General features: G+C 69.3%; 15 protein-coding genes. 2 read left to right on the top strand and 13 right to left on the bottom strand.

The window, feature by feature from the left end:
• Positions 1-110 precede the first annotated feature (110 nt).
• Both rarD and groES read right to left on the bottom strand, forming a co-directional pair.
• Entirely contained in the window at positions 111-1,049 is a 939-nt protein-coding gene (rarD, locus tag BMW26_RS04120) for an EamA family transporter RarD (protein ID WP_072590848.1), read from the bottom strand.
• A gap of 143 nt (positions 1,050-1,192) precedes the next feature.
• Positions 1,193-1,489, bottom strand: a complete 297-nt coding sequence (gene groES, locus BMW26_RS04115) for a co-chaperone GroES (RefSeq protein ID WP_039394204.1) — start codon at positions 1,487-1,489, stop codon at positions 1,193-1,195.
• A 143-nt stretch (positions 1,490-1,632) separates the two neighbouring features.
• Between groES and BMW26_RS04110 the strand changes: the two genes are divergently transcribed.
• Positions 1,633-2,841: a class I SAM-dependent methyltransferase gene (locus tag BMW26_RS04110; protein ID WP_072590847.1), complete on the top strand. Its 1,209-nt coding sequence runs from the start codon at positions 1,633-1,635 to the stop codon at positions 2,839-2,841.
• A 14-nt stretch (positions 2,842-2,855) separates the two neighbouring features.
• On the opposite strand, the gene BMW26_RS04105 is transcribed toward BMW26_RS04110, so the two are convergent.
• From BMW26_RS04105 to coaA, 11 genes are all read right to left on the bottom strand, one after another.
• Positions 2,856-4,079 carry a hypothetical protein gene (locus tag BMW26_RS04105; RefSeq protein ID WP_072590846.1) on the bottom strand — a complete coding sequence of 408 codons (1,224 nt, stop codon included), beginning with the start codon at positions 4,077-4,079 and terminating at the stop codon, positions 2,856-2,858.
• A complete protein-coding gene (locus BMW26_RS04100; RefSeq protein ID WP_072590845.1) occupies positions 4,063-5,124 on the bottom strand; it encodes a hypothetical protein in 1,062 nt (353 codons plus the stop codon). Before BMW26_RS04100 ends, BMW26_RS04105 begins: the two co-directional genes overlap by 17 nt.
• A gap of 3 nt (positions 5,125-5,127) precedes the next feature.
• Entirely contained in the window at positions 5,128-5,640 is a 513-nt protein-coding gene (locus BMW26_RS04095; RefSeq protein ID WP_053098950.1) for a hypothetical protein, read from the bottom strand.
• The gene (gene tsaD, locus BMW26_RS04090; protein ID WP_072590844.1) at positions 5,640-6,710 is read right to left on the bottom strand and encodes a tRNA (adenosine(37)-N6)-threonylcarbamoyltransferase complex transferase subunit TsaD; all 1,071 of its coding nucleotides are present in this window, start codon (positions 6,708-6,710) and stop codon (positions 5,640-5,642) included. Before tsaD ends, BMW26_RS04095 begins: the two co-directional genes overlap by 1 nt.
• Positions 6,707-7,213, bottom strand: coding sequence for a ribosomal protein S18-alanine N-acetyltransferase (gene rimI, locus BMW26_RS04085; RefSeq protein ID WP_053098948.1), 507 nt, complete (start codon positions 7,211-7,213; stop codon positions 6,707-6,709). The genes tsaD and rimI overlap by 4 nt, the downstream gene beginning before the upstream one ends.
• Positions 7,210-7,833 carry a tRNA (adenosine(37)-N6)-threonylcarbamoyltransferase complex dimerization subunit type 1 TsaB gene (gene tsaB, locus BMW26_RS04080; protein ID WP_072590843.1) on the bottom strand — a complete coding sequence of 208 codons (624 nt, stop codon included), beginning with the start codon at positions 7,831-7,833 and terminating at the stop codon, positions 7,210-7,212. The genes rimI and tsaB overlap by 4 nt, the downstream gene beginning before the upstream one ends.
• Positions 7,834-7,853: 20 nt before the next feature.
• Entirely contained in the window at positions 7,854-8,351 is a 498-nt protein-coding gene (tsaE, locus tag BMW26_RS04075) for a tRNA (adenosine(37)-N6)-threonylcarbamoyltransferase complex ATPase subunit type 1 TsaE (RefSeq protein WP_053098946.1), read from the bottom strand.
• A complete protein-coding gene (gene alr, locus BMW26_RS04070; RefSeq protein ID WP_072590842.1) occupies positions 8,348-9,454 on the bottom strand; it encodes an alanine racemase in 1,107 nt (368 codons plus the stop codon). The genes tsaE and alr overlap by 4 nt, the downstream gene beginning before the upstream one ends.
• Complete coding sequence (locus BMW26_RS04065; RefSeq protein WP_056277247.1) at positions 9,451-9,810, bottom strand: holo-ACP synthase; 360 nt, start codon at positions 9,808-9,810, stop codon at positions 9,451-9,453. Before BMW26_RS04065 ends, alr begins: the two co-directional genes overlap by 4 nt.
• 111 nt (positions 9,811-9,921) lie before the next feature.
• Positions 9,922-11,769 carry a glutamine--fructose-6-phosphate transaminase (isomerizing) gene (gene glmS, locus BMW26_RS04060; protein WP_053098943.1) on the bottom strand — a complete coding sequence of 616 codons (1,848 nt, stop codon included), beginning with the start codon at positions 11,767-11,769 and terminating at the stop codon, positions 9,922-9,924.
• Positions 11,770-11,825: 56 nt separating this feature from the next.
• Positions 11,826-12,770 (bottom strand): type I pantothenate kinase, encoded by a 945-nt coding sequence (coaA, locus tag BMW26_RS04055; RefSeq protein ID WP_053098942.1) that lies wholly within the window; start codon positions 12,768-12,770, stop codon positions 11,826-11,828.
• A gap of 36 nt (positions 12,771-12,806) precedes the next feature.
• Between coaA and BMW26_RS04050 the strand changes: the two genes are divergently transcribed.
• Positions 12,807-13,751 carry a Ppx/GppA phosphatase family protein gene (locus tag BMW26_RS04050; protein ID WP_053098941.1) on the top strand — a complete coding sequence of 315 codons (945 nt, stop codon included), beginning with the start codon at positions 12,807-12,809 and terminating at the stop codon, positions 13,749-13,751.
• The last annotated feature ends 22 nt before the right edge of the window (positions 13,752-13,773 follow it).

Raw genomic sequence — 13,773 nt, 5'->3', positions numbered from 1 at the left:
CCACGGTCGGGTGCTCTAACACTAGGACTGAAAGGCTTCCCGTAGGGGTCGCCGATGTTTCGGTGCGTTAACGATCCGACACCGAGTTTCCGGACGGGTGAACCGGGAGTTCAGACGAGTGTCGGCTGATCGATCCGGCGTCCGCGACGCGCGGCGAGCAGCAGGTCGATCAGGAACACGAGGATCGCGACCCAGACGATGATGAAGCCCGCCCACCGCTCGGCCGGCATCGGCTCGCCGAGCACGACCGCGCCGATGATGAACTGCATGACGGGGGTGATGAACTGGATCATCCCGATGACGGTGAGGTTGATGCGCCGGGCGCCCGCGGCGAAGAGCAGCAGGGGCACCGCCGTGGCCACACCGGCGAACGCGAGAAGCACCGCATGCCACACACCGTGGGAGCCCATCGTGATCCCGGCGGGGGTGGCGGCGACGAGGATCAGCTGCACGACGGCGATCGGGATCAGCCAGAACGACTCGAGCGTGAGTCCGCTGACCGCATCGACCGCGGGGCCGATCTTCTTCTTGATGAGTCCGTAGACGCCGAACGAGGCGGTCAGCGAGAGGGCGATCCACGGGAACTCGCCGTAGAAGAGGACGATCACGATCACGGCGACCGCCGCGATGCCGATCGCCGCCCACTGGAGCCTGCGGATGCGCTCCTTGAGCACGAACACCCCGAGCAGCACGGTGGTGATCGGGTTGATGAAGTACCCGAGGCTGGTCTCCACGATGTTCCCGGAGAGGGTTCCGATGAGGAACACCTGCCAGTTGACGTAGATCAGGACACCCGCCAGAGCCGTCCATCCCAGCAGCCTCGGCTGTCGGACGATGACGCCGAAGGCGGCCCAGCCGCGCATCACGGTGAGGAGGAGCAGGCAGAAGACGAACGACAGCAGCACGCGCCACGCGACGACTTCCCACGGACCGGTGGGCACGAGCAGCAGGAAGTAGAGGGGCAGCACGCCCCAGAGCAGATACGCTCCCCCCGCGTACGCGACTCCCGCCGTCTGAGTGGCTCGGGAGGCGGCATTCGTCGGGGTCACCGCACAACCCTATGCCCGTCGCCGCGCCGCCTCCGCCCCACGAGACCCGCCATCCGGACATTGGCAGGAATCGATACACCGGTGGCCGAACACGCAGGAAGGCCCGGATGCGTGATGCATCCGGGCCTTCCGAAGACGTTGTCTCAGCGGACGACGACTGCGAGCACGTCGCGAGCCGACAGGACGAGGTACTCGTCTGCGCCGAACTTCACCTCGGTGCCGCCGTACTTGCTGTAGAGCACACGGTCGCCCACGGCGACGTCGAGCGGAACGCGGTTGCCGTTGTCATCGATGCGGCCGGGGCCCACGGCCACGACCTCGCCCTCCTGGGGCTTCTCCTTGGCGGTGTCGGGGATGACCAGGCCACTCGCGGTGGTCTGCTCGGCCTCGACCTGCTTGATGACGATGCGGTCCTCGAGCGGCTTGATGGAAACCGACACGGTCTACCTCTTCTTTCTTGACGCTGACAGGAAGACTTTTCGCACTCTCAACCCGAGAGTGCTAATCCAGTCTAGGCGTTCCGCTGGCACTCACGCAATGCGAGTGCCAATGCGGCGAACAGCCCGCCGCCTAAGCTGGGGCAGTGGAGATCTCCGAGCTGCGCGCACTGCTCACCCCCGAGGGCCTGAAGGCGCTGGACGAACTCGGCCCCGTCGACGAGGTCGCCGACGTCGCTAGGATCGTATCCCGGCTGCGTGCGGCCGGCCACTCGCCCGAGCTCGTCTCGGCCGTGGTCGGACAGGCACGACTTCGCACCAAGGCGAAAGGCAAGTTCGGCGACTTCGCGGCCCGGATGCTGTTCACCCGGGCCGGACTCGAGCAGACGACGCGGCTGAGCGTGGCCGCCCGGCATGCCCAGCGGATGCGCCGCGCCGGCATCACTCGCGTCGCGGATCTCGGCTGCGGCATCGGCGGGGATTCTCTTGCCTTCGCCGGTGCAGGGCTCGACGTCGTCGCCGTCGACGCCGACGAGGTGACCTCGGCGATCGCGGCGTACAACCTGGCGCCTCTCGGAGACAGCGCGAGGGTGATCCACGGCACGGCCGAGGCGCACGTGCCCGTCGAGGGCGACGAGAACCAGGCGATCTGGATGGATCCGGCCCGCCGCACCGCCGGGCACAGCGAGACGCGCCGGGTCTCGTCCGATGACTACTCTCCGCCGCTGGACTGGGCCTTCGATGTGGCCTCGCGCACATCGACGGGCATCAAGCTCGGTCCCGGTCACGACCGCGATTCGCTTCCCGTCGACGCCGAGGCGCAGTGGGTGAGCGCAGACGGCAGCGTGGTCGAGCTCGTGCTCTGGACGCGCGCACTCGCCCGCGATGGCATCCGCCGTTCCGCCCTCGTGATCCGCGGCGAGCGCTCACATGAACTCACCGCAGGCGCCGACGCCGTCGACGAGCCCGTGCGGGAACTCGGCGCGTTCCTGCACGAGCCGGACGGGGCGGTGATCCGGGCGCGTCTGATCGGCGATGTCGCGCGCAGCCTCGACGCGGGAATGCTCGACGAGCGCATCGCGTACCTCACCTCTGACGCCGCGGTCACCAGTCCGTTCGTGCAGTCGTTCCGGGTGCGCGAGACGATGCCGGCGAACCCGAAGGCGATCAGCGCAGTCCTCAAGGCGAACGACATCGGCTCTCTCGAGATCAAGAAGCGCGGCATGGACATCGACCCCGCGGCCTTCCGCAAGAAGCTGGCGCTGCGGGGCGAGCAGACCGCGACGCTGATCCTCACTCGCGTGGGTGATCAGCGACGAGCGATCCTCGCCGATCGGGTGCCGGCAGCCGGCTGACGTCTAACCGGCGCCTAGCCCTCGGAGTCGTCCGACGGGATGTCGACCTGGATCGGATCCTGGAATTCGCCGCCGAGCTCGAGCGTCTCACCGGGCCTCACCGTCGGCTCTGCCGTCGCCGTCGTGCTGTCTCCGGACACCACGAGGTAGGGCATGCCGTTCGACGTGTACGCGAGACGCACGCTCCAGTCGGAGATCATCCCTCCGGCCTCGTCCACGATGGTTCCGGCGACCTCGATGACGTCCGCCGACGATTGTCCCTCGCTCGCCGGGCGGCATTCGACGGCCTGGACGGCATCGACGATGAGGCAGTCCTGGATGTCGTCGCTCTCGACGCGCTGTGCGCGCCAGACCGGCGCATCGCGGAAGTACCCCACGACCGAGAAGGAGAACTCTTCGAAACCCTCCTCGACCAGCTGCTCGGCGCGTTCCCGCTCGTCGCCCTGGAACTGCGACAGCCAGGAGTTCTCGTCCGAACGCCATCGCTGGATGATGCCGACGACCTCCCCGTTCATCGCTCGCGCGGCGGACGCCCAGATCTCCTCGAGGCCCTCGTCCCCCTCCCCCGGCACCGCGACGCTCGCGTTCAGGCCGATGCCGTTCCCGTTGTCGAGATCGGCCGCGGGCTGGCACTGATCCGCCGACTTGTCGGCGGCATCGAGCGTCAGGCACACCGTCTCGCCGTCGTCCTTCGTCGCGTACCAGACGAGGGCGTCCTCGTCCTGTCCGATCGCGCGCAGACTGCCCGGGTCGAACCCGCCCTCGGCCTGCAATTCCGCACGCCGCTCCTGCTGCGCGGAAGTCAACGCGACGGCATCGCCGGAACGCCCGAAGAGCGCCCAGCCGGTGCCGAGACCGATCACGAGCAGAAGTGCGGATGCCGCGGCGACCGCCTTCCAGTGCTGACGGAATGCCGCGCGGAGGCCTCCGGTCTCGGTGGACTGACTTCCGTCGTCCGCGTGTTCGCCGGGCGCGCTGGGGGAAGCGTCGGCGACGGGTGCCTGACCGTCACGGAACGGCTTCTCCGACGTCGGCGGCTCGTGGGCCGCTCCCTGCCCGACCGGCGCGTCGACCCGGTCACGCGGGCCAGGGTCGACCCGGTCAGGCCTGCCAGGCTCGCCGCGCAGCGATTCGAGCTCTCTCAGCCTCGCCGCCTCGGCCTCGGTCAGGCCACCGTCGCGGCCGTACGCTTTGACCTGCAGTGCGCGCAGCTCGGCAGAGTCACTCTCCTGCAGCATCGTCGCCCTCCCAGCCCTTCGTCACGGTCAGGTACTGCTGACCGTAGCCGAACCGGTACTCGTAGCGGGTCGTCTTCCCCTCACCCACGACGTCGAGCACGAGCGTCCTGTCCGCGTCGGCGAGCATGATGCTGTCATCGCAGGCCATCGGAGGGTCGGGCATCGACCCGTCGTAGACGAGACAGTACCTCTGCGTGGACATGTCGATCCCCGTCCAGATCGGCACGTCATCGTCGTAGCCGGCGACCAGGATGGTCCGCAGGTCCAGTCCCGTGCGCTCGGCGAGGGCGGTCGCCGCCTCCGCCTCGTCGGGGCTGGCGAACATCGCCGTGGACTGCGGTGAGGTGATGTAGCTGCGGGTGATGACCGCCGGCTCGCCGGCCGGCGTGAGGAGCATCTGCGCCTCGACGTCGTAAGTCTGACTCTGGCTCACAGGTTTCGTGAGAGTGGCATTCACGCCCTGGACCACGGCCTGCTCCCGCGTCGTGCACGCGGGAGCCGTCGCATCCTCGTGTCCGAGCACCAGGCACACGTCAGCGCGCTCGTTCTTCGTCGCGAACCAGATCACGACGCCTTCTTCCTCCGCCATCGCCCGCACCGACCCCGGATCGAAGTCCCCCGATGCGACGATCGCGCTCTGCCACTCCTCCTGCTGGGCGCTGAGCTGCATCGGCGCGGGACCCCGGTCGGTGAAGAGAAGCCAGCCCAGCGCGAGGCCGATGACCGCGAAGGCCGTGGCGACCGCGACCGCGAGACGCCGATGGTGTCGCAGCGCGATGAGCGGGGACCCGCCCTGGCGCTCGATGTCCACGGCCGGGTCGGCAGGTGACGCGCTCCCCTCCTCCTCGGCAACGCCCCGCGGAGCCTGCGCAGGGTCCGGCGCACGCGTCTCCGGACTTCTCGTCGCCGGCGGCCCCGCCAGACGCGTCTTCGCGGATTCCAGCTCGCGCAGCCGCGCTGCATCCGCCGCGCTCAACGCCCCCGCACGGCCGTACGCCCGCGCCTGGAGCGCGCGCAGCTCGACGGATCGGTCCGCGTCGTGCATCGGCTATCCGAGTCTCTCGAACTGCATCCCGGCCCAGACGAGCCAGCCGAGGCTGTAGACGGTCGCACACAGACCGAGAACGAGCGCCCAACGAGCGATGGCGCGGCTCTCGACCGGTCGGCGCAGCGACATGATCGACGCGATCACGGCGACGATGGCGATCGGGATGCCCCAACCGACGAAGAACGACGCGGCCAAGGCGACGACCGCCGCCATCAGCGCCCAGGGAGCGAGGCGGGTGTCGTCCACGGCGGACGTGCCCGTCGCCGGCTCCCAGTCGCTCTCCCGACCGATGTCCTCGGCGACTGGCCCCGTGACGACCACCGGCTCGACTCCGACCGGGCCGGTGGGGAGCTTCGTGTATCCCTCGCGGCGCGACCCGGGTATGCGTGCCGACCCCGCCGGATGCTCGACCTCGCCGCTCGGGCGCTCGATCCTGGTCGGCGGCACCGCGGCACTCGAGGCGGGCCCCGGTTCTGCACCCGCCCTATCCGGAGTGCGAGGCACGTCGCTCATCACATCACCGCGACGCGCTCGTCGACCTGGATCTCGGTGACGGGAAGCGTCGAGTCGGCTCCGAACGCCAGCGTCGACGGGCGACGGCCGGACGCGATGAGCTCCGCGGCGAGCGCCGCGATCATCGCGCCGTTGTCGGTGCACAGCGACAACGGCGGGATGCGCACCGTCACGCCGGCCTTCTCCGCCCTCGCGAGGGCGACCTCGCGGAGTCGTCGGTTGGCGATCACTCCTCCACCGAGCAGCAGGCGGGGCACGCCGAGGTCTGCGCACGCGGCGAGCGCCTTCGTCACGAGCACATCGACGACCGCCTCACGGAAGCTCGCGGCGACGTCGGCGACGGGCACGGGAACGCCGTCTGCCTCGCAGCGCTCGACCCAGCGCGCGACAGCGGTCTTGAGCCCGGAGAAGGAGAAGTCGTAACGGTGCTTCGCGAGGTCGGAGGCGCGCGAAAGCCCTCGAGGGAAGCGGATCGCGTTCGGATCTCCGTCGAGTGCCGCTCGATCGATCTCGGGTCCGCCGGGGTACGGCAGCGACAGCAGTCGGGCGACCTTGTCGAACGCCTCCCCCGCGGCATCGTCCATGGTCTCGCCCAGCATCTCGACGTCGGTCGTGAGATCGCGCACGTGCAGCAGCGAGGTGTGCCCGCCCGATACCAGCAGCGCGATCGTCGGGTACTCCAATGGGTCGGAGTCGGGAGTCAGGATGTCGGCGGCGATGTGTCCGACCAGGTGATTGACCGCGTACAGCGGCTTGTCGAGCGACACCGCCAGCCCCTTGGCGGCGCCGACGCCGACCATGAGCGCTCCCGCGAGGCCGGGTCCGCTCGTGACGGCCACCGCGTCGAGGTCGCCGAGCCGCACGCCGGCCTCGGCCAGGGCGGCGTCGATCGAGGGTTGCAGCGCCTCGAGATGGGCGCGGGCGGCGACCTCGGGAACCACTCCGCCGTAGCGGGCGTGCTCGTCCATGCTCGACGCGATCGTGTTCGAGAGCAGCGTGCGTCCGCGGACGATCCCGATGCCGGTCTCGTCGCAGCTCGTCTCGATGCCCAGCACCAGCGGCTCGGTCATGAGGTCGCCTCCTTCGCGGCATCCGACGCCGTCTCATCTCGATGCTCGGAGCGCGGATGCTGCAGGGCGAGGCGCATCACGATCGCGTCGACGTCGTCGGGCTGGTAGTAGCGGGGGCGACGTCCGATCTCCTCGAACCCCTCCGAGCGGTACAGCCCCTCGGCACCGGGGTTGTCTGCCCGCACCTCGAGGAAGACCTCTCTGGCTCCGCGTTCCACCGCGGCATCGAGAAGGGACCGCAGAAGCGCCCGGCCGCGACCGCGACCGCGGTGCTCGACGTCGAACGCGATGGTCTGGATGTCGGCGTCACTCGACCCCTGCAGTGCACGGACTCCGCCGTAGCCGATGATCGCGCCGTCCTGCTCGTCGACCAGATAGCGTCCGTGCGGGCTCGCGAGCTCCAGGGCCATCGCCTCCGAGCTCCACGCGTCGGTGGGGAACGAGCGGTGCTCTATCGCCATGATGGCGTCGAGATCGTCTGGCGTCGCGTCGCGCAGCGTCATGACCCCACCTTCTTGGGCGCTCCCGGCACGGTGACGTCGGGCTGACGCAGATAGATCGGCTCGGTGCCCGCGAGTGCGCGCCCGGCAGCCAACGCCCTCGCGCCCACGCGAGCCAGATCGACGCCCGACAGCGTCTCCACATCGATACGGCGGATCCCCTGGAGGTGCTCGTCGGCGTCGACGCGTGCGACCAGCACGGTGTCGGTGATGACGTGCGGGATGCCGTCGGCATCCGTTCCGTCGAAGACGGTGATGGCGACCTCTCGGCGGCGGGCGTCCGTCACGATGGCGAACGGCCCGGTCACGGCGTGATGCTCGACGGCCGTGAGCGCTGCGGCGAAGTGGCTCGGCACGGGGACGACGGGGATGCCACGCCCCAGCGCGAACGTGCGTGCCGTCGCGATGCCGATGCGGAGTCCGGTGAACGGCCCCGGGCCCATACCGGCCACCACATGATCGATCGGGCCTGATCCGGGCGCGTCGAGGGCCCGCACGAGAAGCTCGCCGATGACCTCCGCGTGACGGAGCGGATCGGCGGCCGAGGCATCTGACAGACGCGTGCCGTCATCGTCGATGAGGGCGACGGCGGTGCCCAGGGAGGTGTCGACGGCGAGGATCACCTCTCCAGGGTAGTCGTCGTTCAGCCGGTGATCGCTGAGCGTCCGCCACGCGTGATCGACACGTGCCGCGGTGCGTCGGCGTCGAGCTCCGAGGGGTCGAGCTCGTCGTCGCCGCCGACGGGACGCTCCAGCTCGATGTCCCACCAGGTCTCGGCCAGGTCCTCGGCCATCCCGCGTCCCCACTCGATCACCACGACCGATCGTGCGAGGTCGAGATCGAGATCGTCGAGCTCTGCCCCTGAACCGAGCCGGTAGGCGTCGACGTGCACGAGCGGCGCGCGTCCGACGAGCGACGGGTGCGTGCGGGCGATCACGAAGGTGGGGCTCTGCACGGGGCCGCGTACGCCCAGACCCTCCGCGAGTCCGCGGGTGAACGTCGTCTTGCCTGCGCCGAGCGGGCCGGTGAGGATCAGCAGGTCGCCCGCTTCGAGCTGCTCGCCGATGCGGAAGCCGAGCTGCTCCATCGCGTCCGAGGTCTCGATCTCGCGGCGCCCCAGGAAGGACGGGTCGACGCTCATGCCGACCGCCGGGGGACACGGGCGCCGATGCGCGTTACGATCTCGTAGTCGATGGTCGATGCGGCGTTCGCCCACTCCGATGCCGAGGGCACGCCGAGCGTCGGGTCGCCGAACAGCACGACCTCGTCGCCGATCGACACCGGGGCGTCCCCGACGTCCACGACGAACTGATCCATGGCGATGCGGCCGACGTTCGTGTATCGGCGCCCGGCGATCGATACGGGCAGGCGCCCGGATGCGTGGCGCGGCACGCCGTCGGCGTATCCCAGCGGGACGAGCACCAGCGTCGTGTCACGGGAGGTGCGGTGGTCGTATCCGTACGACACCCCGGCGCCGGCCGGCACGCGGCGGACGGCGGCGATCGCCCCCCGCAGCGTCATGGCCGGGCGAAGCCCCAGCTCCGCAGAAGAGCGGTCGTCGAACGGCGAGAGGCCGTAGATACCGATGCCGATGCGCACGGCGTCCAGACGCATCTCCGGAAGGTCGATCGCGGCCGCTGTCGCCGCGATGTGCCGGATCTCGGGATGGATGCCGAACGACGCCGCCGCCGTGACCGCCTCCTCGAACTTCGCGAGTGCCTCACGGTCGTCCTGGGGCGACGTGTTCGAGAGGTGGCTGAAGAGCCCGACGATGCGCAGCCGCCCGATGCGTTCGAGGCGCGCGGCTTCGGCGAGCACACGACGCCAGTCCGCCGGGGCGATGCCGTTGCGCGACAGCCCGGTCTCGAACTTGAGGTGCACGCCGACCGGGCGGTCGACCGAGGCGACCGCTCCCGCCGCTTCGAGCTGGTCGAACGACGAGATTCCCACCTCGATGTCGTGCGCCGCAGCCTGGTCGAAACGCTCGCCCGGCGCGTGCAGCCAGGCGACGATCGGAGCGGTGATGCCCTGACGACGAAGTTCGAGCGCCTCAGGGATCTCGGCGACCCCCAGACGAGTGGCACCCCCGGCGAGGGCGGCGACGGCAGCCGCGGCAGCCCCGTGGCCGTAGGCGTTCGCCTTCACGACGGCGATGACCTGCACGCCGGTGAGTCTGCGGAAATGGCGGACGTTGTCGCTGATGGCATCCAGCTCGATGCGGGCTTCGCGGAACGGAACGGTCACAGCGGCTCTCCTTCGGCGACCACGAACGCTGCGGCGAGCCCCGCGTCATGGGTGAGGGTCAGGTGCAGTCGGGTGATCCCGCGCTCTGCGACGACGTCGGCGGTGGAACCGGAGAGCACGAAATGCGGGCGGCCGGATGCCTCGGAGGCGATCTCGATCTCGATCCAGTGCACGCCGTCAGAGCCGCCGAGCGTCTTGATCAGCGCTTCCTTCGCGGCATAGCGCGCGGCGAGCGACGGCAGCCGGAGACCCCGCTCCCCCGGCGCGAACAGCCGCTCCAGAAGCCGCGGCGTGCGCTCCATCGTCCGCTCGAACCGCGGGATGTCCACGAGGTCGATGCCGGTCCCGATGATCACCAGTTCAGCCTAGTCGCGGCATCCCGAATCGGTCGGCCCAGCCTCTGCACGGCGCCCGTGCCCCGGATGGGTGACGTGTCTCGACGAGCCGCCTCCGGAGGCCGACGACGCTTACTCGACGGTGACGGACTTGGCGAGGTTGCGCGGCTGGTCGACGTCGAGCCCCTTGGCCGTGGCGAGCGCCATCGCGAAGATCTGCAGCGGGACGACAGCGAGCAGCGGCTCGAACATCGCGCCGGCGAGCGGGATGCGGATGACCTCGTCGGCGAACGGCAGCACGGCCGCATCGCCCTCTTCCGCCACCACGATCACCCGAGCTCCGCGAGCACGGATCTCCTGGATGTTCGAGACGACCTTGGAGTGGACCACAGCCGAGTGTCGAGGCGAAGGCACCAGCACGAAGACGGGCTGTCCGGGCTCGATCAGTGCGATCGGGCCGTGCTTCAGCTCGCCGGCGGCGAAGCCCTCCGCGTGGATGTACGAGATCTCCTTGAGCTTCAACGCGCCTTCGAGTGCGATCGGGAAGCCCACGTGTCGACCGAGGAACAGCACCGAACGAGTGTCGGCCATCCAGCTCGCGAGCTGGGTGACATGCTCCTGCTCGCTCTCGAGGACCTTGGCGATCTTCTCGGGAAGTGCGGTGAGCTCGGCGACGTCGACCGACGCGTCCTGGACGGAGCCGCGCACGCGCCCCACGTGCAGGCCGAGCAGCAGCAGAGCGGTGATCTGCGCCGAGAAGGCTTTCGTCGACGCCACTGCGACCTCGGGCCCGGCGTGGGTGTAAACCACCGCATCGGACTCGCGAGGGATCGTCGCACCCTGCGTGTTGCAGATGGAGAGGGTGCGCGCGCCGCGCTCCCTCGCGTACTTGACGGCCATCAACGTGTCCATCGTCTCACCGGACTGGCTGATCGAGATCACGAGGGTGTCGTCGCCGATCACCGGGTCGCGGTAGCGGAACTCGTGCGCCAGCTCGACGTCGACGGGGACCCGCGCCCACTGCTCGATCGCGTACTTGCCGACGAGCGCCGAGTACGCGGCCGTACCGCAGGCGGTGATGATGATGCGGTTGATGCCGAGGAACAGGTCGTCGAGCCCGTCGAGCTCGGGGATCACGACCTGGTCGCCCTGGATGCGGCCACGGATCGTGTTAGCGACCGCCTCGGGCTGCTCGGCGACCTCCTTGGCCATGAAGCTCGACCAGCCGCCCTTCTCGGCGGCGGCGGCGTCCCACGAGACGTCGAACGGCTCGGCCTCGACAGGCGTGCCGGCGAAGTCGGTGACGGTGACGGCGTCCGGGGTGATCGAGACGATCTGGTCCTGGCCGATGGCCAGTGCCTTGCGGGTGTGCTCGATGAACGCGGCGACGTCGGAGCCGAGGAAGTTCTCACCCTCGCCGAGGCCGATCACCAGGGGCGAGTTGCGGCGAGCGCCCACGACCAGGCCCGGGTGGTCCTGATGCATCGCGAGCAGGGTGAAAGCGCCCTCGAGGCGGTTGACGACGGCGCGGAACGCGCCCTGCAGGTCTCCGCCGTTGTTGCGGTACTCGCGGCCGAGCAGCGCGGCAGCGACCTCGGTGTCGGTCTCGCTGCGGAAGCTGACGCCATCGGCGAGCAGCTCGTCGCGGAGCGAGGCGAAGTTCTCGATGATGCCGTTGTGGATCACGGCGAGCTTGTCGTCATCGGCGAGATGCGGGTGCGCATTCTCGTCGGTGGGCCCACCGTGGGTGGCCCAGCGGGTGTGGCCGATGCCCGTGTTGCCGTCCGACAGCTCGGCATCCTTCAGCGAATCGCGCAGCATGGCGAGCTTTCCCGCCTTCTTGCGCATCCCGAGGGAACCGTCGCCGTCGATGACGGCGACACCCGCGGAGTCATACCCGCGGTACTCGAGACGGGCGAGGCCTGCGAGCAGGATGTCCTGGCTGGGCCGCGGGCCCACGTATCCGACGATTCCACACATGTCGTCAAGAGTAAGGCGGGCTTTTTGCGAAGGTTCCGAACGAAATAGCCGACCGGTCAGAGCTTCCGCAGGAGCACGCTCTCGACGCTGTGGTCGACGCCCTTGTTGAGCACGAGACGCGCGCGATGCTTGGTCGGCATCACGTTCTCGACCAGGTTCGGCATGTTGATCTCGTTCCAATAGCCGAGAGCCGTCGTGATCGCCTCGTCATCGGTCAGGTGGGCGAAGACGTTGAAGTAGGACGAGGGATTCGAGAACGCGCCCTGGCGCAGTGCGAGGAACCGATCGACGTACCACTTCTCGATGTGCGAGGTGTCGGCGTCGACGAAGATCGAGAAGTCGAAGAGGTCGCTGACGGCCACGTCATTGGGGGCGGGCGGCGGCTGGAGGACGTTTAGGCCCTCGACGATCACGACGTCGGGGCGACGGACGACCACATGGGCGTCGGGGACGATGTCGTAGCGCATGTGCGAGTAGAACGGCGCCCGCACCTCTGCCGCACCGCTTTTCACCTCGGTGAGGAACTCGAGCAGCGCCCTCCGGTCGTAGGACTCCGGAAAACCCTTGCGCTCCATCAGCCCCCTGCGCTCGAGCTCGGCATTCGAATACAGGAACCCGTCCGTCGTCACGAGCTCGACGCGAGGGGTGCCCGGCCAGCGGCTCATCAGCTCGCGCAGCAGACGGGCGATCGTCGACTTTCCGACGGCGACGGAGCCGGCGACTCCGACCACGAACGGGGTCGTGGAATCGTCCTCCTGAAGGAACGAGCTGGTCGCGGCGCCCAGACGCTTGGTGGCCGTCGCGTAGAGGCTCAGCAGTCGACTGAGCGGCAGATAGACCTCGCGCACCTCGGCGAGGTCGAGCCGGTCGCCGATGCCCCGGAGTTCGACGACCTCGGTCTCGGTGAGCGGCTGGTCGAGTCCCGCCGCCAATCGCGCCCATTCATCGCGCCCGATCTCGCGATACGGAGACAGCGGCAGCGTGGGGTCGGCAGTGGTCACGGATACATCGTAACGGCGCACGAGTAGTCTCTATCCGTGCGCCTGGGAGTACTCGACATCGGTTCCAACACCGTCCACATGCTCGCCGCCGATGTCCGGCCCGGCGGCAGGCCGCTGGCGACCACCAGCGACCGCACCGTCCTGCGCCTGATGCGCTACCTCACGGATGACGGATCGATCTCGGAAGAGGGGGTGCGCGCACTCGAAGCGGCCGTGGCCCAGGCGCGCGCGGTCGCGGAAGCCGAGCGGGTCGATGAGCTGCTCGCCACCGCGACGAGTGCGGTGCGCGACGCCCGGAACGGTGCCGACGTGATCGCCCGCATCGAAGCCGCCCTCGGCCAGCCTCTGCAGGTGCTCGATGGAGAGACCGAGGCCGAACTCACCTTCCTCGCCGTTCGGCGCTGGTTCGGCTGGTCGGCCGGCCAGCTCCTTCTCCTCGACATCGGCGGCGGATCGCTCGAGGTCGCGGCGGGCGGTGACGAGCTTCCCGACGCCGCGGCATCCGTCCCACTCGGAGCCGGTCGGATGACCGTGCAGTTCCTTCCGCAGGACCCGCCGGGCGAAGACGACGTCGAGCGGCTTCGCGAGCACGCGAGCGCCACCCTTGCCGAGGTGCTTCCCCGATTCACCGCGCTCCCGCGGCCCGATCACGTCGTCGGCTCCTCGAAGGCGATCCGATCTCTGGCTCGACTGGCCGGCTATCCGGTTCCCGGCTGGTCGGGGATCCAGCGCATGGTGCTGCCGCGAGCAGCGCTGGGATCGTGGATCCCTCGACTCGCTCGCCTGCCCGCATCCGCGCGGCAGGAGCTGCCCGGGATCACGGCGGATCGCACGTTCCAGATCGTCGCCGCCGCGGTATCGCTGCACACGGCCATGACGGCGCTCGACGTCGATGAGCTCGAAGTGTCGCCGTGGGCTCTGCGCGAGGGCGTGCTGCTGAGATACATCGAGCAGTTGAACTGGAGCGCGCCGCGCGACTGACCAGGGGTCGGTGCCGCACGGC

The sequence above is a fragment of the Microbacterium sp. 1.5R genome (assembly GCF_001889265.1).
In the GTDB taxonomy this organism is placed as follows: Bacteria; Actinomycetota; Actinomycetes; order Actinomycetales; family Microbacteriaceae; genus Microbacterium.
This window is presented reverse-complemented; position numbering and strand designations above follow the sequence as displayed.

Bases quoted from the DNA above. Each gene is read 5' to 3' on its own strand.
- tsaE (WP_053098946.1), bottom strand. From the start codon at position 8,351: ATGAGCGTCGACCCGTCCTTCCTGGGGCGCCGCGAGATCGAGACCTCG.
- rimI (WP_053098948.1), bottom strand. From the start codon at position 7,213: ATGACGCTGCGCGACGCGACGCCAGACGATCTCGACGCCATCATGGCG.
- tsaD (WP_072590844.1), bottom strand. From the start codon at position 6,710: ATGACCGAGCCGCTGGTGCTGGGCATCGAGACGAGCTGCGACGAGACC.
- glmS (WP_053098943.1), bottom strand. From the start codon at position 11,769: ATGTGTGGAATCGTCGGATACGTGGGCCCGCGGCCCAGCCAGGACATC.
- BMW26_RS04105 (WP_072590846.1), bottom strand. From the start codon at position 4,079: ATGCTGCAGGAGAGTGACTCTGCCGAGCTGCGCGCACTGCAGGTCAAA.
- BMW26_RS04100 (WP_072590845.1), bottom strand. From the start codon at position 5,124: ATGCACGACGCGGACCGATCCGTCGAGCTGCGCGCGCTCCAGGCGCGG.
- BMW26_RS04095 (WP_053098950.1), bottom strand. From the start codon at position 5,640: ATGAGCGACGTGCCTCGCACTCCGGATAGGGCGGGTGCAGAACCGGGG.